The sequence below is a fragment of the Thermoanaerobacterium sp. RBIITD genome (genome assembly GCF_900205865.1).
In the GTDB taxonomy this organism is placed as follows: Bacteria; Bacillota; Thermoanaerobacteria; order Thermoanaerobacterales; family Thermoanaerobacteraceae; genus Thermoanaerobacterium.
Genome location: NZ_LT906662.1, coordinates 353382 through 372266 on the forward strand (window position 1 = coordinate 353382; position 18885 = coordinate 372266).

At 31.6% G+C, this 18885-nt stretch carries 18 protein-coding genes and 2 pseudogenes; all 20 read right to left on the reverse strand.

Annotation, left to right across the window (positions count from 1 at the left end; translation table 11 throughout):
• Window positions 1–9: 9 nt before the first annotated feature.
• On the reverse strand, window positions 10–429 hold the full coding sequence (locus tag CPG45_RS01680; protein WP_096230340.1) for a putative toxin-antitoxin system toxin component, PIN family: 420 nt from the start codon (window positions 427–429) through the stop codon (window positions 10–12).
• On the reverse strand, window positions 416–631 hold the full coding sequence (locus tag CPG45_RS01685) for a hypothetical protein (RefSeq protein WP_013297455.1): 216 nt from the start codon (window positions 629–631) through the stop codon (window positions 416–418). The genes CPG45_RS01680 and CPG45_RS01685 overlap by 14 nt, the downstream gene beginning before the upstream one ends.
• A gap of 180 nt (window positions 632–811) precedes the next feature.
• A complete protein-coding gene (locus CPG45_RS01690; protein ID WP_096230341.1) occupies window positions 812–1288 on the reverse strand; it encodes a GNAT family N-acetyltransferase in 477 nt (158 codons plus the stop codon).
• A gap of 79 nt (window positions 1289–1367) precedes the next feature.
• Complete coding sequence (locus tag CPG45_RS01695; protein WP_231968927.1) at window positions 1368–1529, reverse strand: hypothetical protein; 162 nt, start codon at window positions 1527–1529, stop codon at window positions 1368–1370.
• 20 nt (window positions 1530–1549) lie between these two features.
• Window positions 1550–1861, reverse strand: coding sequence for a helix-turn-helix domain-containing protein (locus CPG45_RS01700; protein WP_231968931.1), 312 nt, complete (start codon window positions 1859–1861; stop codon window positions 1550–1552).
• Between the two features lie 110 nt (window positions 1862–1971).
• A complete protein-coding gene (locus CPG45_RS01705) occupies window positions 1972–4107 on the reverse strand; it encodes a DEAD/DEAH box helicase (protein WP_096230342.1) in 2136 nt (711 codons plus the stop codon).
• A gap of 73 nt (window positions 4108–4180) precedes the next feature.
• Window positions 4181–5512: an ATP-binding protein gene (locus tag CPG45_RS01710; protein WP_096230343.1), complete on the reverse strand. Its 1332-nt coding sequence runs from the start codon at window positions 5510–5512 to the stop codon at window positions 4181–4183.
• Window positions 5509–7446, reverse strand: a complete 1938-nt coding sequence (locus tag CPG45_RS01715) for a TerB N-terminal domain-containing protein (protein WP_096230344.1) — start codon at window positions 7444–7446, stop codon at window positions 5509–5511. The genes CPG45_RS01710 and CPG45_RS01715 overlap by 4 nt, the downstream gene beginning before the upstream one ends.
• Window positions 7447–7921: 475 nt before the next feature.
• Window positions 7922–8197 (reverse strand): hypothetical protein, encoded by a 276-nt coding sequence (locus CPG45_RS01720; RefSeq protein WP_096230345.1) that lies wholly within the window; start codon window positions 8195–8197, stop codon window positions 7922–7924.
• A gap of 658 nt (window positions 8198–8855) precedes the next feature.
• Complete coding sequence (locus CPG45_RS01725; protein ID WP_096230346.1) at window positions 8856–11696, reverse strand: NACHT domain-containing protein; 2841 nt, start codon at window positions 11694–11696, stop codon at window positions 8856–8858.
• 91 nt (window positions 11697–11787) lie between these two features.
• Window positions 11788–12024 (reverse strand): Mu transposase domain-containing protein, encoded by a 237-nt coding sequence (locus tag CPG45_RS01730; RefSeq protein ID WP_096230347.1) that lies wholly within the window; start codon window positions 12022–12024, stop codon window positions 11788–11790.
• 138 nt (window positions 12025–12162) lie between these two features.
• Entirely contained in the window at window positions 12163–12555 is a 393-nt protein-coding gene (locus CPG45_RS01735) for a hypothetical protein (protein WP_096230348.1), read from the reverse strand.
• A gap of 399 nt (window positions 12556–12954) precedes the next feature.
• Entirely contained in the window at window positions 12955–14256 is a 1302-nt protein-coding gene (locus tag CPG45_RS01740) for a hypothetical protein (protein ID WP_096230349.1), read from the reverse strand.
• The gene (locus CPG45_RS01745) at window positions 14253–14780 is read right to left on the reverse strand and encodes a hypothetical protein (protein WP_096230350.1); all 528 of its coding nucleotides are present in this window, start codon (window positions 14778–14780) and stop codon (window positions 14253–14255) included. Before CPG45_RS01745 ends, CPG45_RS01740 begins: the two co-directional genes overlap by 4 nt.
• Before the next feature lie 155 nt (window positions 14781–14935).
• Window positions 14936–15100 (reverse strand): annotated as a pseudogene (locus tag CPG45_RS16690) (mannose-1-phosphate guanylyltransferase); the annotation flags it as partial.
• A complete protein-coding gene (cmr1, locus tag CPG45_RS01750; protein ID WP_096230351.1) occupies window positions 15097–15579 on the reverse strand; it encodes a type III-B CRISPR module RAMP protein Cmr1 in 483 nt (160 codons plus the stop codon). The pseudogene CPG45_RS16690 and the gene cmr1, both read right to left, overlap by 4 nt.
• A gap of 232 nt (window positions 15580–15811) precedes the next feature.
• The gene (locus CPG45_RS17270) at window positions 15812–16024 is read right to left on the reverse strand and encodes a hypothetical protein (RefSeq protein ID WP_231968934.1); all 213 of its coding nucleotides are present in this window, start codon (window positions 16022–16024) and stop codon (window positions 15812–15814) included.
• An 82-nt stretch (window positions 16025–16106) separates the two neighbouring features.
• Window positions 16107–16399, reverse strand: a pseudogene (locus CPG45_RS18075) (mannose-1-phosphate guanylyltransferase); the annotation flags it as partial.
• Window positions 16400–16521: 122 nt separating this feature from the next.
• A complete protein-coding gene (locus CPG45_RS01765) occupies window positions 16522–17694 on the reverse strand; it encodes a S1C family serine protease (RefSeq protein ID WP_096230352.1) in 1173 nt (390 codons plus the stop codon).
• A gap of 15 nt (window positions 17695–17709) precedes the next feature.
• Window positions 17710–18849 (reverse strand): FxLYD domain-containing protein, encoded by a 1140-nt coding sequence (locus CPG45_RS01770; protein WP_096230353.1) that lies wholly within the window; start codon window positions 18847–18849, stop codon window positions 17710–17712.
• Window positions 18850–18885: the final 36 nt, after the last annotated feature.

The following is an 18885-nucleotide window of genomic DNA, read 5'->3' on the forward strand; positions in this document are numbered from 1 at the left end:
TTGTGTCCTTTATAAATCATAAAGTTCATTTAAAAAATCTCTTAACATAACAATTTTTATCCATCTATAAGGATTCAAAATCAGCAGATCATCATCACCAGTTATTATATAATTTGCATTTCCATAGACAGCTTCCTCAAGTATCATGTTATCCTTTTCGTCTCTACAATCAGTTATCTTATCGTATATAGCAGGCATAATTGCTTTTAGAGAAATTAATTCAACTAATTCATCTATTTCCGCTTTAGAAATATATTTTTCAAATTTAGGTCTGTTTAACACTTCTTTTATTTCAAGCAATTGCTCTGATGACATTATAAGTATATATTCGTCGTTAATGATATCTTTTAACAAAAACCTAGCCTTTTTGCTACCTAAAAAAGCACTTATAAAAATGTTAGTATCTACAACTATTTTAATTTTTCCCATATCTCTTCCTTCTAACATCCTCTACTTCTTTTGTTATGTCACCTAAAGATATTGGGTCCGTATCAGCTCTTTCATTAATTTTATCAACTATTTCAAGCAATTTATTGTTTATTTCATTTTGCATTCTTTTATAAATTATTTTTTTTTCTGCAAATGATAAACTATCTATTAAATTCCACACTTCGTTTAAATTTGATTTCATTGTTAATCACTCCTAAAAATCTTGACATTATTCTGATTTTCATAATTTTCTCCTATCCTTTATTTATCTTAATTTTAACATTTTACTTAAATATTATCAACCAATCATGTTTCTTCTAATATAAACATCATAATTATTGTAATTAATGAAAAGGCATAAAAAAGAATTTAAAGATTTTTGTTAAATCTTCAATTCCATTCTTCTATTTCTTGTCGTCATACCCAATCCCACATAAAACTTAATAGCATCGCTGTTAAATTCCCATACAGTTAATTCTAGCGCATCATAACCAGATTTTTTTGCATAATCAACAATATGTCTAAATAGCATTCTTCCTACACCTTTTCTTCTATGATTTGAGCTAACACATAAATCATCTATATAGGCAAATTTTCTCTGTATAAGAATTGGAATATTTCTCGTAGTCATTATCTCTATAATGCTGTAAGCTATTATTTCATTATTACAATCTTCAGCGACAAAAATCTTTGTTTTATCGTCATCTAATATCTCCTTAAATCTTTCTTCTGTAAATGGATTGTCCACATCTGCATACACATCTGGCCTATTTTTAACATGTAGACTATGTACTTCTTTAACAAGAGTACTTATTGATTTATAATCATTAAATAATGCTTCTCTTATTTTTATGTTCACTAGATTTCTCACCACTTTTATTCGGTATTGTCAAAATATTCCCAAATATCAAACTATAAACAAGTTCCTTATCTACTACCTATTTTTTATTTACTTCATTATCCTTTTTCTGCTGTATTAATTTAAAAATATTTACCATAGGCAATTTTACTGGCGGATTTATTCCAGAAAGAGATGTAACAGTTAAAATATATGTCCGTGATAACTGAGAAAGTGTCGTTAAACCATTTAACTCTATCATACCTAAAAAATCCTCTTGTTTTAACTTTTGAATATTCCAAACAAATGTACCTTAAAATTCCATCCTAACTTTTTTGAAATTTTCCAAAGCTGTTCAATGGATGGATTATATTGACCACTTTCAAGTTTTGATACCATCGATTGCTTAATTTCCAATTTTTCGGCAAGCTGTTTTTGCGTCAAATCATTTTTAAGTCTAAATTCATATATTTTCATAGAAATCTCATACAATATCTCATCTAATTCAAACATTTCTTTTGTTGATTCATCAGCTAACCCATCAATTAACTTCCATGTATCTCCTAATTCAAACTTATTGTCTATAATCTCCATAATAAAATCCCTCCTCATTTTAATTGCGTTACAGAAGGCTAGTCCAGCAGATCTCTTATTTCTTGAGATGTAACCTTCAGATTGTTGATACGAGACAATTCCGCTTTGTACTACAGCCTGATTTCTCGAATACAATAGCAATTTAGAAAATCGAGTGCACCTTTAATATCAACATAATGTGCTTCATGCATTTTAATCTGTAATTCCTTAGGAAGAAACGGGCTATATTTTGACACAAAAAACTCGTGGTCCATTGTATAAGGTAACAAATCACTCAAAGACCAATCTTTCTGTCGAATCTCCTTTAATATTTCTATTAAATCAATATTGTCCAAAATAGAGATACGCCCAATACCATCAGTCTTATCTACATTAACACCATAATAGCGAATCATCCAAATTAACGTTTGAAAAATGTTGGTGCCGGTAAATGTTTCAAATAATAGTTCACCATCCATCCTCCATATTATTCTCTCATCCGGTCTTACTTTATAATGACGATAAGGCGCACGCAACTCTTCTAAAGTATAGCGACCATCATCATTAATAAAATCAAATATATAATCTGAACATAATATCTCATGCATATGTTCAGGAATTCTTCGGTGTAATCGCACACCCCCACCTGAATAATTAGGTGGATGCCCGTCCACTGCTTTCTGCACATATACCTTGCTGCGTTTAGCATCTACTTCTTTGATCGTCCACAATCGCCCAGCAAGGATAATGTTATCTCCTTCATTTACGAATGGCGTTTTTTCAATTTCCCCAATTTTTTTAATTCCATCTAATACTTCATATGAATCTTCAGTCATAAAAACAGAATAAAAATCTTTTCCTCTAAGCAGTCGTTCCCCTTCTAATCCGACAATCAACTGGCCTGTATCACTAAGTTGTTCCAAATAATCTTGCTTAACCATATGTTCAATTAACAGGCAAATATCTGTTTCCGGTAAATCATAAAATGCACCATTGCGTTTCAACAATATAATTAAATCTTCTGGTGCAGTGCCATTCATTTGGTGGCATATTGAAATAATTTGATGAAACAAAATATCATAAGGGTGCGAATAACCTTTACTCGGCTCTATCCACTTTTGTAATAATAAATCCATCACTGCAATAGATTGTAATAACCCGTACTTATCTGCTGTATATAATTGCAAATACTGATCTTTACTCTGTTTTCTGCCTGACCTTCCTAACCTTTGTTTTAAAGATGAAACAGTAAAAGTACTATCCACTTGAATAACAAAATCTATTTCTCCAATATCAATTCCTAGCTCCAATGAGCTGGTTGCTACAATACTTTTAGGCACAGCAGATTTAGCCATCATCTTCTCAACAAATTCACGTTCCGCTTTAGCAATCGAAGAATGGTGTGCGTAGTAAATCTGCCCTATTCCATCTCGTTCAGCCAAACGATTTAAAATAACTGTTGCTTCTTCAACAGCACCTCGACTATTAAAAAAAATTAAGGCAGAATGATTACGGGTCAATTCCCTGATATCTTCATAAAGTTCGATAGGATAACTCCTCATTTTCTCACTGTCAAAATGCATCAAATTATAATAAAGATCTTTGTCATTTTCTTTTGCCTCGATAATTTCAACGTTATCTGGGTCTCGGTAATTAACCCAGTTCTTAACTAACTCAAAATTATCAATTGTTGCCGATAACCCAATAATACGAGGCCGATCTTTGGTAAATTTCTCAATGCGAGACAATAATGAACGTAACTGAACTCCACGTTCTGTATCAATAAAAACATGAATTTCATCAATCACAATAAATTGAAGATACTGAAGCAACAAACGCAGTGCATGAGTACGATTTATAAACAAGCTCTCAATAGATTCAGGTGTAATTTGTAATATGCCGGCAGGATTATCAATAAACTTCTTTTTACTATATTGACTAACATCACCGTGCCAACGATGAACTGGAATATACATTTGATCACATAATTTTTGAATGCGTTCAAATTGATCATTAATCAACGCCTTCAATGGTGATATATAAAGAACTTTAAGAGTATAAGGCGCTGTTTCTTCAATTTGGCTAAGAATAGGCAGAAATGCTGCTTCTGTTTTTCCCGAAGCTGTAGCTGACGAAAGAACCACGTCCTTTTGCGTATTCATAATAACCGGAATTGCTTTCTCTTGAATAGATGTAAATCGTGTCCAACCCATATCCCATATTTTCTTTTGCACAGTATCAGATAACATATAAAATATCTGGCTCATTTTATCCCCCTTGGTATCACATCAAAAACGGCGTATTCATCGTATCATTCACATTTAAAAACACTTTACATCACTAAAAATTACCACGTTGAAAGCGATCATGTATATTAACCACTTTTCGATCTATCTTATCATCTTGTGGTGTTACATTAGAAGCATCAAATAATTCTTTCCAATCTGTCATCGGATTTTCAATAAGAATATTTAAACTACTGATAAACTGTCGAATAACGTCCCCCAAGATGATTTGCTTCTCTGCACCCGGTCGTTCATAAAAATGAATCAAAAAATCACGAATCTCTTCGTCTGTTATCATTGGTTCATAACCGTAATGCGCTGCGTGTATATCGCGGATATTCATTAATAAAACCAGAGTTTCATTAGGAGTAATTGACGTTAATTTAATTACGGGTTGCTTCAAATCACGGTATTCATCGTTTTGAACACCTGGTTTTAACCTACGTTCCAATGCTTTATAGCTGTAAAGTCCCCTGCGCTCATCTTCTAAAAACTCAGGTGTACCGCTGAAAGTAATATATAAACCTTCCACCGCTCCTTGTAAAATATCATTATATATCATTAAAATATACTCATAATTTTTCTCTCTTGCTTCTCGGTGCGTAATTTTATATAAATTAACTGCCTCATCTAAATTAATGATTAATCCTGAATATCCTATTTGACGCACAAATTTCGACAGCACCTTCAAATATCCATAATAATTGTTATCATTGATAATTTCACGAATTCCTAAATCACGAATAGCATCGGTTTTTGCCAGGTACTCCCCTCGTACCCATCTCAAAGCACGGCGTTGCTTTTCCCTGTCTTGCTCTACAAAACCCCGATAATAAACGCCTAATACATTTGCAAAATCATATCCCCCCGTTAGCTCATCCAAGTGTGAAACAACATCAATAATTTCTTTTTCAACTGCTTGAATAAAAGTAGGATCGTTCAAAATAGGCCCGTCATAGCCCAATTTTTGTACCACCTGATTTTGAATATTTGTTATCCACTGGTCCAAAATCGCCGGTAAAGCATTACCATGTGGAACTGATTTAGTAGATAAGTTCCTCATTAGCTCGCTGTACAAAGCAACAGCTTGGTTATCATTTCCGTATAATCTCCTATGTGGAGTAAAATCAGCTTTTGCAACGACAAACCCTTCATCAAGACCTATCTGACGAACAAAATTTTGCATAAAGCTTTTGCCAGTTCCGTATGCTCCAATAAAAAATTTAATTAACGAACTTCCATTTTCCTTAATATCCTTTAGATCCTCTTTTATTTGTCTCATTTCAGCTTCACGACCAACTATTATATATTGAAGGCCTCGACTGGGAACTACCCCACCAGCTAATGCATTTAAAATATCTGCTGAATCACGCCTTTTAATTTTCATATTGCTTTACTCCTCTCTATTTCCTCCAATACACATACTAATTCTTCGTTTATCACATAATCATCGCCTATCTGTTCAATAAACACATCATCTAAATATTCCTCTGCTTTTGTATTGATTTCGTTAATAAAAACCGCAGCGGGAATTCCTTTTTCTCTTATCTCGTCATTCACCACGTCGATTCTTCTCCTCTTACTAGAGAACGTACTAATAAATTCAATTTCTTCTTCCGTCAATGAGGAAAGAAATCCTTCAACATCCACATCATCGTCACTCAGTGTAATTGTCGGCCGCTCGGAAATATCAAGCTTTGTTTTCTCCACATTAGACATTGCTTTAATTTCTCTCTCTGTACTTTTATCCTCATCCTGCTCATCACTGGAAAACTCTGAAAGAAAAGCCTGATGCCTTTGTTTCAATACTTCAACTTGTTTACCGTCCAATTCTGTTATCCAGGATTTGTTCGAATCATTATTAGCTGTTTTTGTTTCTAATGTTTCATTGGGCTTTGGAGGAATTTGGCTCCCTTTCTCCTCAATTTTATCTGTTACAACATGCGAAAAACGACTTTTGATTCCTACATCTTCATCAATTTCATATACTTTTTTGCTTTTCATTTCTTCTAATAAACGTTTTTTGAAATTAGGTGGAAGTAACTCTTCATTTGCTTTGATTTGTCTCTTAACACCGTTACACAACCGAGTAACATTTTCAGAAACACGAAATAAAGCAGTGATCTCGTTATAAAAATATTCTGTCGGTACGTATTCCGTATATTCAATAACTCGGCTTCCAACATTTCGACCAATCACTGCACTTTTAAACAAATAATACGTTGCCGTTTTTTTCTCTTGTTCAAACCAAGCCTTTTCTAAATCCAATCCTTCTTCAATGTTTATTTTTTGGAATAATTTTAATGCCTCCTTAAATGTAGCATAAACCTTTTGTTTGTTCATTTCGAAAAAGTTGGTTTCTGAATATCCTCTGATAACTTTTTGCCATTCTTTAATAGGTATTCGGCTAATATCTTTTTCATGGGCTTTAAATATTTGATAAAAATCTGTATGATAATAAGGGTCAGCTCCTAATCCCCATTTACGAGCCAGCTCAACTTCATTTAACTCAATTAACATATCTCTAATCCACTCTGAAAGATATCTATCCAAGTTGGGAATTCTTTCTTTATATGCCTGCTGTAAACGAACCATCATACTGACATTAAATGCTGCATTTTGATTAAAAGTATAATTGATCAATTCATAAGCAAATAAAATCACATAGCTTAAATCTGTATCCAAATAATTTCCTTTTAACGTCTGATGTCTCCAATAAAGATACCATTTCTTTTGTTTTTCATCGAGATCTCGAAAAGTCGTCCAATAAACCTGCAAAGGAACAAATTCAGTTTTAACACCCATTTGATTAGCATATTTAATCGAATCTTCCATGAAATAAGTCTCACGAGTATGAAGAGAAATTTCGATGACCGGTCTGTTTAAATCTTTAGGCTTAAATGATTTTTTAATTTGCTGAATTTCTTCTTTGATGTACGAAGGTGTCTTGAGATGTGCATATTCTGGCAAAATAATTTCTTCTTCCCTGTAAAACATCATTTCGTTTTCTCTATATGATAGAACTGATTTTTCAGATTCGACTTTCTCAGGTCTGGTTTTCTCCACTCGTGGAGTAATTGATTGAAGTGATTTTTCCTGCAAAAATTTTGAAGAATTCTCTTGGCTTTCGAGATATCGCTGATGCCATTTATGAATAAAAAACATGTCTATCCATCCCAATAATATAGGAATACCTGTCCAACTAAACGCTAAATAAAGAATGCCCCTTAGATACTTACCATAATAAAAAAGGTGAGCACCTAAGCCACCAAAAAAGAGCGCCAAAATATAGCCAACTGTTTTTGATTTGCCCCGCTTCACAAAATTGTTCCTGGTTCAAAGAACTTAACTGTTTTACAGTTAACGGCCTTCCCCTAACCAGGCTTTCCTCCTTTCGATAGAATTTACCCTCTCGGGCACGGAAGACAGGAAGACCTAAGCCACGGGAATCCCACCCTGGACGTAGGATCTGCACCTTAAGGGCACAGGCACCTATTCTTAGCCTGTGTTAACCTTAAGGTGGGTTGTACCGCCCCACGCGATCTGTTATATTCGGCCTACCGGTTTGTACCGTTACCGGCTAAACGGGGTCACCTACTTGAATATACAAGCTCTCTTAATTCATGCCATACGGAGTAGAAACTCTCTTGCTTTAACTTTTTCAGCCCATTGTGATACTCTAACTTTTTTATGAGCTTTTTCTCCTTTCGTGTCATCCCTCTTCCTTACTTAGGAAGGGTATTTATCCTCTGCCTTTCTTCTATTAGCTCTTTTACTCTTTGCTTTATCTCTTTCGTTATTTTTCTCTGTAACCCATAGCCCTGCGGGCTATTACCATCGCTGCTGCTTCATGTATTGTTATACCATAGCATTCCTTGTATTTGTAATACCCTATGGTGGATGTGTGGGCAGGCCATACTTCTTTTACCTCTACTCCTTTTTTGTAGTCGCTTCTCATCTCTGCCTCTATTACCTTGCTGTATGCAAAGTTGGATGCCATCCTATCTTTTTTGAATCTTAGATCTTCTACCGCCAATAGCATTTTGAGCTCTTTTACTATCTCTGTCACCATGTCTGCAAGGACTCCTATGAGGTGTTACTTCTGTTTCCTCCGCTACATGTTAATTCAGGTATCTTTATATACATAAAACCGTTTTTGTGGAATGTTATCTGTATTTCTCCTCTGTATTTTTGTAATCCCCTGGGATATGGTATCTTAAAATCCCTCATGCCATGGCTCTGGTTGTCCTAGATGGCCTATATTCGCCAATGCTATTCCGTCAGGATTTGTGTCCTGCCCTATATACTCCAGCCTTGAATCGATTATTACCTCTGCTGGTTCTACCTCAAAGGTTATGTGGGCTAGGTATCTGCCGTTTTTATCTCAGATATAAACACTCTCATAGATAATACCATCTTTTGATAAACTTCATACGCCTAAGGAGTACATTTATTTCACCTTGGTGCAAGTGTCTTAACTCTTCTAATTCTTTTTCTGTCTCCATCTTTAATTTAGCTCGTGATTCTTCAAAAGCTTTTCGTGTTTTATTTTTTAAAGTGGTTCTATATTATCAAATAATGAGAAAATATGGGAGATGGTAAAAGAGTGCTGAATGAAGTTTTGGCCATATCTACATCGATCTTAACATCAATAACTTCCATGTACATTATTTTTTATTTTAACTTTACATATCCCATTTTCACAATCTATTGATGTCACTTCAGTCTTTTTAAAGCTTGCCAAATATATATTCAATATTTTCTTTTATCCGATCATAAGTAAAATCACAAATAATTAAATTTGATGATACTTTTTTTGATATTAAAACCAAATCAATATACGTATATGATATAATTAATCCTTGTCCATATTTACAATATGTATTATATATTTCTAATTCTTTGTTATCTCGATAAAACTCTTTTTCATCGCTGATTAAAATTTTCGGTTTTAAATTGCTTTTATCTTCTACTTGTATGTAAAAATACCTTAACAATGGTTCATGATTATTATTTTTACTTTCAGGAAAACATATCTCAATAATATACTTATATGGATAATTAATATAGTCAGGCATATAGTTTTTAATTTCCAGAAAATTTGATTCTATCATAAAAATAAAAGACTCTTGATAGAATTCAAAAAATTTGTATGTTCTTTCGATTAATCTCTCTTTAGAATAGCAATCCCAAACAAATCCTCTTTTTTTAGTAAGCAAATCCATTGACGGCAGTAAACATAACTGATAATCGATATTATTTTTTATAATATGTTCAATTAAATTATATAGTTCAAATAATTCAACACCGTCATATTGAATACTCACCAAATTAATAGAGTTTTCTAATTGACCAGCTATTACATCTTTAACCCATTCATATGCCTCATTTAAATCCATATTCAACTTTAGTTTCTTTAAAGCCTCTGATATCCTTTCAGATATAATATAATCACTCTCACGCAGTAACTGTTTTTCTATAATATACTTTAACTCTGACTTTATTCTTTCTATTGCAAGTCCTCTTGAACTATCAATAGAAAAGTAATTTAGATTAATAAAACTTACTGACATTTTTTCTAGCAATGCCAACTTTTTTATTTTCACCTTTGGTTCGTCTTCATTTTTAATTTTAAATAAATATTTTAGACTGCACATATCTTCACTTATATATCCTTCAATACAAATTTCCATTTCATCATCAATTTTATTAAATCCCCTATAAGGGCTAAATAATCTTTTAATCTTAGTAAAATATTTGTTAATAATAGACTCATACGTAAAAACTAAACTATTTAAGTAATATACCGTTAAATCATTAAGCTCATATTGTTTTAATTCATCAGAATAATTATATTCTGACTTAACACAATCTACATATAATTTAATATTTTTTTGAAGTACATAATTTAAATATAAATCTTTAATTTCAATTTTTGTATGTAAGCCAGATATAAATATAAATACTTCATACCATTGCTTTTTATTAACTATAGTATCTAAAATCGAGATATTCTTTGACTCAATCTGTTTTAATATATAAATTGCAGCAAAATATTCTTTAAAAGTTCTGTGCATAAATGTTACTCTGTTATCTCTAACCTCGAAAATTCCTAAATTTAGAATAAAGTCATAAACCTTATCCGTATTCATTGTTGGAAAACAATTTTTTAGTAAAGATTGCATTTCCCTTATATATATATAAGGTGTTTCAAAATATTCATATGCTATTTTACTAATAGTTTCCATAATATTAATATAAGGAATAAAATCCTTTTTTAATCCTTTTTGCCTATTCCATTTTTTTATTAGATAATCTATAAATTCACCATATATTAAACTTCTATTAGAAGGAATTTTACCATCATTATTCTTAATTACCTCTATCCCGATTTTTAAAATTAATGGATTCCTAAACAATTCAACCATATCATCACTCAACGTATAAAAAGAATATTTATAATACTTATCTACAATCTCTTTAATCTGTATACCATCTAATGGATCAATTTTACATTTTATTACTTTATATCCAAATTCCTCATAATAATTATTATCTCTGCTGGCAATTATAAATAAATTTAATGGATAATCAATCATTAAATTATTAATATCCCTGACACATTTTTCATAAAAATCATCTTTTATCTCATCAAATCCATCTAAAAATAAAATAAAACTTCCTTTTTTCAATAAAAGCTCTAAGTCATCCTTTTGACACTTAACCAGCTTTTTATTGACGATGTCTAATAATCGTTGAAAAATCGAATCATAGAACATTCCGTATGACGATAAATCAACATATATTGGTATTTGCATTTTCCCTGAATTGCTTTGCGTTAATCTGAATATTAAGTTAATAAGCGTATACGTTTTACCACAACCCGGAGGACCTATAATAACAAGATTTGAATTTAACTTTAGCAAATCATCTATCTTTAATCGTCTTTTATTACCGGTAATTTTAAACGTTCTTTCAAACTCCATTTCTCCTAACTCATTAAATGCCCATTTTTGTAAAAAAATTAAATATGCTAATAAATTATCTTTAATCTCTTTAATCTCTTTAACATCCATAAATTTATCCTTTGTCGTATTATTTTCTAACACATGAATTATAGTTTCTAACCTGCTACGAATATAACCATCGATATTTGTAAAATATGATAACATTAAAAATTTATATAGTTTATCTTTATTTATAATCTCTTTTTTAAGAAGCTTTAAATAATCTTCAGATATATTTTTAATTTTATCTGGATCTAAATCGTTTAATTGTTTTATTAAAACACTGTTTATTGTGCTAACTATATTTATATAGCTAATATCGTCAAAATTTTTTTCAATTTCGTAATTTATTTTTTCAGCAATATTATCCCATAAAGTAAATCCATCTATAATCTTAAACTTCGGATATTTCGTCGAAATTTTATCTGTAACATTTTGAATACATTCTTTTATTTCACTATTGATATCACCATCTAATAAAACTTCATTTACATTCTGTGATATATAATTACTAATTAAACTAATAATTAAACTTATTATAAGTTCTTGAAACAAATTATCCATCTCCTCCTATCCACACTAAATCAGCATTTTCAGTAATTCTGGCCATAAGCTCTTTTATGATTCGATATCTCTCTATTTTTTGAATATATCCTTATCTCAAAAGGAGTAGCACATTAACTGTTACTTCATACCCGGCAAAATCCAGTGGCACTGAATACCTGTTTGCATCAAAATGTATTAAACCGTCACTATTAACTTTGATCTGTAATTTTACTGCCGTATCATACGGTGTTACCGGCAATGAAGCCAAGGCTTTTTGTTCTTCTAAAGATGATAATTCCAATAGTTTATGCATTTTTCTCTGAGTTTTTGATTTTATTCTTTTCATGTTCCTACTTCCGGTATGAGGACTAATACGTCCGTATAAATCGTACCAATCCTTCTACAAGGCCTTTCTCATGACCCTGGCTTCTATTGCAGTATGTACTCTCAAAAGCAAAATGGCTTTTAATGCTTTGAAATTTTTTTATTCGTCACTTACGTATTTTCCCCAGCTTTCTTTTGCAGCTATTTTGAGATTGTTGTATACCAACCTCTTTAGCACTCCGCCGGAAAACTCAAATGCTTTTATATGGCCATCTAAAAAAGCCTCCTTTCTTTCTATGGGATATGATTTTACAAATGGCGCACAACTGGCACATAGTCTGGTACAGAAGAGATGAACTTTTACCTCCTTTCCGTTTATTTTGAAAACCGCTTGTCTCCAATCTACTTGCATTGCTTCACCGTAATCAAATCCTAGTGGGGTATATGATTCTTTTTTCTTGCTCTTGATTTCGCGTGCAAGTTGCCTTATGGTGAATTCTCTATCTTTAAAGTCATATTCTTCAACGAGTCTATGATATATGCGTCTTGCCATGTGCCTCTGTTTCTCAGGGGCAGATTCATCTTCTGTGAGCCATTTTTAACTATCGGTCTTACCGGACCTGTCACCGGAGAACTAAATACCTTTTTTGTAATTGCCATAGCATATGTTCCCCATTGGAATCTTTTCTAACTGTATTCCTGAATATTTCCAATTTTTTACTATAGCCCTTTGTAACAGCCCTTCTCTTTCGTACACAAATCTGATATACTGGTATGGTCCACATTAATAATTCCTTTCAACCTACTATATCATAGTGGTTTCCCAGTTCTATAATACAGGATTTTTGAATAATGTGTATCACTTTTTTATCATCACTGGTACTTTATTTGGCTCAATTTTATTTTAGCATTTATAGCTGGTTTAATGTTACATCTATTGATTATCTCAGATTTAACCTATTAATTCTAATTCAGAAAGATAAATTTCGTTTGCATAAGCATCAATAATTATTATATTATCAGCCTTCAACGCTCTTTTACCTGATAAATTAAATTCAGTAAAATTATATTCATTAACTCTATATATGTTTTCTATTGAAGGTATTATCCTTTTAAATGATGGATTAACAATAATAACTTGTTTATTTTTATTTTCTCTTAAAATATCATTTATATGTTCGTCTGCACTTGAAAAAGAATATCCAACAATAATTATTCTATCCGACTTATTAATAATGGTCTTTCCTTTATACCATTTGTCTAAAAATTGCGTTGAAATTACAGGTTTTAATTTTAGCGGTGGAATTATTGAAGGAATAAAATATATTTCTTTTTCAAAATCAAAATTGATATTTTGTTCTAAAAAGTCAAGAATATCATCAATATCTTTAAATTGAGATTGTTCAATTGGTAAAGTATTCCTATTATCTAGCCGTATATACTCATCACAAGAACCATGAAAATATATTGAATTTTCATGGCATTTCTTTAAAAAAGATGTATAATTAAATGTTATTACATTCCACTTTTTTGGTATCTTGCTATAAAACGGTATCTCATTTATATTTATATCAATAGTTAACTCTTTCCATGACAAGTAAGACCATAATATCCATGATATATAAATATATTTTTTGATGTCAGATTTCTTTTTTGTATAAAAACCTATAAATGTATCAACCAACAATTTTTCAAAATCTAAGAATTCATTTATCAGTAAATTATATAACATTTCATCATTAGAATCATTACTTTTCGTTTTTAAACCTATACTCTCTTCTAATAATCTAACTAACATTTTTTTAAAAGCATCTGTAAATGTAAAGTACTTTAAGTCTAATAAATTATTATCTGTTATATCTATCAATTCCTCTTCCGTAAACAATTCTCTTATTATTTCAATTGTTTCTTCATCAATATAATTTCCTCTTTTTATATTACTTAACTTAGTTGAAATATTATAAAGTAATTTTATTCTTAGTGTTTCTCTATTAATACTTAATTCTTTCAATTTTTTAGCTAATTTATCATTCCCATCAACATCAGAATATAAAATGGATTCAATACCATCTTTTATTAAACTTCGGAAAGAAAATCTCATATTAGGTAGCTTTCCCCTTAAACACTCAGATATTTGTTTCCCCTGATTTTCAGTAAATTTTACTAATTCTGGTATTAATTCATTAGCAAGAGGCATATTCAAGCCTTCTGTTTTTTCTACGCCAGCGCCAATTATTAGTACTGAGTTACTCATTTTTTCCCTCCTTTAGATAAAAAACACCCTTCTCCAATAGGAATATCATTATACCATACAACAATATCATCATATTTCGATATATTTCTAATAGGTTCTTCCAGTTTAGAACGATATGCTTTAAGATACTCAAAAAATTGTATTAATTTTGTTTTTTCTACTCGCTTTTCAAAACCGAGATTTTCAAAATCATCGCTAAGGTTCATATCACTAGATTTTGTGTCATTAGCTATATCCATTGACTCTTGATCTTGGATTCTTGGAGTTGTTTCATCAATTGACTCTATACTATTTCTCTCTTCATCAAATAATTTTATAAGAGTTTTTGTAGTAATATTCTCAGCTATATCTGGCACATTATCCGTCAAATAATCCATAAATTCTTTTACATTCGGTTCTTTTTTAAGATTAAAACTCAAAATAAAATATTCATGTATTAACTTTTTTACTCTACTATTAATATCTAATCTTACTGTAACATCTTGTGAAACTTCAGGTGATTTTTCACTATATTGATTCCACATATATTATGAAAAACCCCTTTCACTAAAATTACTTCCTTCATACCTACATAAACTTCAATGCTAAAATTTATACACATCTCCATTTCAATAGCCTTCTATGGTATTTGAAACAAAACTTATTATAAACCGTATTTTTAACAAAAGGAATCCTTGTCGTTTTCGTTTTTTTCGTAAAGCCTCTCTACAGATGTCCAGTTTCCCACATCATCCCAGCCAAAATTGCCAGGCACCACATAGACATTTTGAGCTTTCTCCATCACGCCATAATTCATCGATATGCTCTCAAGTTTTGAATACTCTTCGCACAATATCTGTTCTATTTAACATTTTCAATAATTTCTAATCTAAACCTACTTCCCCATTTAGTCACTCCAAATACTTGACAAACATCGCACAAACCAGAATCCCGTAACGTCTGACGCAAAGTTACAGCAGTGGAATCGCAATAGTCTTTGTCACTAAAACTACATTTATCACGTTCATTTAAATTGCAAACTTTTCCACCTACACCACGAACAAAAACCTCAGACAACCAACGCATACTGCCAATAATTCCAGCTTCCTGAATATGGTCTATCTCACTAGGATGAATTCCACCGGTCCACAAATGAGTAAGAGTAGTTAACTTCAATTCCATAACAAATTTCTCCTTTTTAAAAAATCTCAATGGAAGAGTACAAAGAAATCTTACTAAACAATATTTAATTTCTAATTTGCATAAGAACACTTGTAAAGTATATTCGATCTGGGTACTTATCATCAGAATAAGATTGGATTCGTTTCTGTATAAATTCATCATTTAGTTAAAAGTTAAATTTAACCAAAGACCATCAATTAATTTTGATGAAACTCTGCATATTTTTCACTTTCAAATTTTTTAATCATACAACAAACTTTTCTTGTAGGGAAGATCCCAAAACGATAAAGTGCACTTTCAAGCCTTTTAGAAGAAAAAGCTTTTTCTAATTCGCTTTTACTTGTTCCTCCTGACTTTACCTCAACGATAAAAGCTAAGTTACGCTTATAAATATCTATACCCCAATCAAAAAATTTTTCTTTATCCCAATCTTGGTTTTGTCCACCAATTTTTTCATAAACATCAGAAAATCTAATTGCCTCAAGTCAGAATCTGCAGTCCCCCTTTGCTCTCCTTCTCTTAAATTATGTAAGACAAAGTTTTGCAATAAGAAAAATCCATTAAATCGAAGATACCAGTATGTCAATTCTTCGGCAAAATTGTTCATCTACCTCATCCCTAAATTAAAAATCACATACTATTCATCTGTCATTTACTAAATATTTCGACATGTTTCGTTAAAAAATATATTATAAATACTCGCTATTTTTTTCCTTCAACTCCTGCAATATATCTCTCTCGCATTCTGCGATTTATTTTTCGAGCATATTTATAATACATCTTCTCTGTCTACGATTATTACATCTTCTATGCCAAGTGTTGCAATGAGTTTATCACTTCCTGTTATGATGCATTTCTTTGTATCAATGCTTACGACATTGCCTTTTATGACGTTGCCGTTGTCGTCTTTTTCGTACAATCTCTCCATTGATGTCCAGCTTCCTACATCATCCCCTCCAAAATCCCATTGCCATACAAAAACACAAAATCATTTTTGCCTTTTGATTTATTGCCAAACTATTTCCAGTTCTGGTCTCATAAGGCAAAGCCCTTTTTTAATATTCCTTTGGTATTGTTAAGTCTTCCATATGAACATGCTGCTTTTTAAATTTTTCTAAATTTACCACTTAAGATTTTCAATTGGTCATTTTCATAACCTATATCGTATGTACACATATAAAGACTTGTCACAACAGTATCTTGACCAGTGAGTTCCTGAGCTTCTATTGTTATAGTAACTTCTACATGATTATTATCTTTGTAATTAGATATAATGTTTTGAATATTAACATATTCTGTTCTAAGATAGCCATTTCGAAAATCTTGATATGTTGTTCCGCTTTGCCAATCACTGCCTAAAAGTGAATATGCGGTAACATAATCCTGCGAATTGATGCATTGATAAAAATACTGAACTAAAGCTTCGGCTTCTTCTTTAATAGATTGACCATTATCAAGTTGCTCTGTAGAATCAACGGCATATTCATTTGTCTGAGGTTTTGATGGATTTTTCGCCCAATTCTCCACAAGTGGTAATACTTGATTTATGGGTATGGAGAAACCTATTACCCCTTCAATAGTCCCGGCTGAATTTACTCCTAGAACCTCTCCTGTATTTTGATCCAATAGTGGGCCTCCACTACTACCAGGCGATATAGGAGCTGATATCTGATATACCCCTTTGTACACATATGGTGCAATTGTAAAATCTCTGTCAACACCGCTTATTATTCCCGTCGTAACTGTATTCTGTAACCCCAGTGGACTTCCCATGGCAATGACAGGATCGCCGACTTCCCCTTTTCTCGATGATATTTTAACAGGAGTTCTTCCTGCCAGTCCAGGTACATTTATTAAAGCTACATCTATATCTTCACCCTTGCCTATGACTGTACCGTTATATTCCTTTCCATCATATGTTTTTACTTTTACTGTAGAAGCACCACTAACTACATGAGCATTTGTTATGATATCGCCATTAGTGTCGTATAAAAATCCAGAACCTGTTACCATATCGCCTCCATCGTTGACCTCGATGTACATAACTTTTTCCTGATTATCAGATATTATAGACTTAATGCTAGTTTGTTTTGAATCTTTTGTTTGTGAACTTTTTATAGCGTTATATTGGCCTAATTTTGAGTTACCTGTAATTACTTGTTGATGAAATTCTTTGTTAATATAATTAAATGCAACAAGTCCAATTTCTATTATCAGAATTGTTATAAGTAAATTAATAATTAAAGAATTTTTAGAATCTTTTTTTGTCTCTCCCATGCTTGTTTGCCCCTTTTAATCAATATACCAGTTTACCCCAGTTATTTTTATATGATCAGCATTTGAAAGCCCATAGTGTATATTGGAAAAACTTCCTTTTTGCAATGGTGACAAATAAACTGGATATACATATGTATTGCCATCTCCAATAGTATTTCCATTTGCATCATATATTGCATAATAAATTTCTACTTCATATATAGGTTTTGTGGCTACATTTTTAATTTCTCCTTCTATCACAAAATCCCCATAACCATTGATGTAATTTTTAACATTTAATACGCTGACTGCATTGGTCCTGTTCATGGCATCTTCTTTGGCTGCAGAAATCATAGCTTGCTGCATTCTCTGTGCTTCTGCGTTTTCAAAAGCAGTTTTCTGATCTACTATAGTTTTTTTAAATGAAATAAGTTTAGCATTTGAACTATCGTATTGCATAGCTTTTTCTATCACTTTTAATGCTTCATTAAACTGTTTATCCTTTAACAACTCATTGGCATTTGAGTAAGCCATATTGGCAATTTTCTGACGTATTAATTTATCTATATTCTTTGCATCTGGACTATCTATATAGCTTAATCTAGACAATGCATCAGCCAACTCATCAATTGTATTTTTGTTTTTGGCATCATCATACAGTTGTTTTACTTCTACCTGTGTTTTATACTTTTTGCTGAGATTAGAAAGCATGTCAAAATACTCACCACTTCGACCTTCAAGGTCTTTATCAACTGCAGAAATGGATTTTAATGCTAAATCAAATTTTTTATCATCAGCATACTTATTAGCTGTTTCTAATTTTTCATATACCGTTTTGCCAAAATTTATTAAAGCCAGGTCTTGTTGTAATACTTTATGATTAGGGCGCAAAGCCAAACCCTTTTTAGCAAAATTTAATGCAGTATCAAAATTCCCCTGTAAAGCCATATCTTCCGCTTTTGCCCGTATTTCTTCCACTTTCTTATTGACACCTATTTCATAGAAAAAATAAAAAGTTACCGCTATGGCAACCATTATGGCAAAACTAAAAGGAATGAGCCAATATCTTTTATTTGAAGTTTTTGCTTCTTTAGATGTATTATCCACTAATGCTCCACAGTAAGGACAGATATGAAGATTGTCTCCCATTTTATAGCCGCAATTCTTGCAGTACATAAATGTCCTCCCCTTCTAGTCAAAAAATCCCTTTTT

Excerpts from the sequence above, each read along its gene's own strand:
- CPG45_RS01695 (WP_231968927.1), bottom strand. The coding sequence starts at position 1,529 with ATGATAGAGTTAAATGGTTTAACGACACTTTCTCAGTTATCACGGACA.
- CPG45_RS01685 (WP_013297455.1), bottom strand. The coding sequence starts at position 631 with ATGAAATCAAATTTAAACGAAGTGTGGAATTTAATAGATAGTTTATCA.
- CPG45_RS01720 (WP_096230345.1), bottom strand. The coding sequence starts at position 8,197 with ATGGTGACAGAGATAGTAAAAGAGCTCAAAATGCTATTGGCGGTAGAA.
- CPG45_RS01735 (WP_096230348.1), bottom strand. The coding sequence starts at position 12,555 with ATGGCAAGACGCATATATCATAGACTCGTTGAAGAATATGACTTTAAA.
- CPG45_RS01700 (WP_231968931.1), bottom strand. The coding sequence starts at position 1,861 with ATGGAGATTATAGACAATAAGTTTGAATTAGGAGATACATGGAAGTTA.
- CPG45_RS01770 (WP_096230353.1), bottom strand. The coding sequence starts at position 18,849 with ATGTACTGCAAGAATTGCGGCTATAAAATGGGAGACAATCTTCATATC.
- CPG45_RS01740 (WP_096230349.1), bottom strand. The coding sequence starts at position 14,256 with ATGAGTAACTCAGTACTAATAATTGGCGCTGGCGTAGAAAAAACAGAA.
- CPG45_RS01710 (WP_096230343.1), bottom strand. The coding sequence starts at position 5,512 with ATGAAAATTAAAAGGCGTGATTCAGCAGATATTTTAAATGCATTAGCT.
- CPG45_RS01745 (WP_096230350.1), bottom strand. The coding sequence starts at position 14,780 with ATGTGGAATCAATATAGTGAAAAATCACCTGAAGTTTCACAAGATGTT.
- CPG45_RS17270 (WP_231968934.1), bottom strand. The coding sequence starts at position 16,024 with ATGAACAATTTTGCCGAAGAATTGACATACTGGTATCTTCGATTTAAT.
- CPG45_RS01680 (WP_096230340.1), bottom strand. The coding sequence starts at position 429 with ATGGGAAAAATTAAAATAGTTGTAGATACTAACATTTTTATAAGTGCT.
- cmr1 (WP_096230351.1), bottom strand. The coding sequence starts at position 15,579 with ATGATGAATTTATACAGAAACGAATCCAATCTTATTCTGATGATAAGT.
- CPG45_RS01725 (WP_096230346.1), bottom strand. The coding sequence starts at position 11,696 with ATGGATAATTTGTTTCAAGAACTTATAATAAGTTTAATTATTAGTTTA.
- CPG45_RS01705 (WP_096230342.1), bottom strand. The coding sequence starts at position 4,107 with ATGAGCCAGATATTTTATATGTTATCTGATACTGTGCAAAAGAAAATA.
- CPG45_RS01765 (WP_096230352.1), bottom strand. The coding sequence starts at position 17,694 with ATGGGAGAGACAAAAAAAGATTCTAAAAATTCTTTAATTATTAATTTA.
- CPG45_RS01730 (WP_096230347.1), bottom strand. The coding sequence starts at position 12,024 with ATGAAAAGAATAAAATCAAAAACTCAGAGAAAAATGCATAAACTATTG.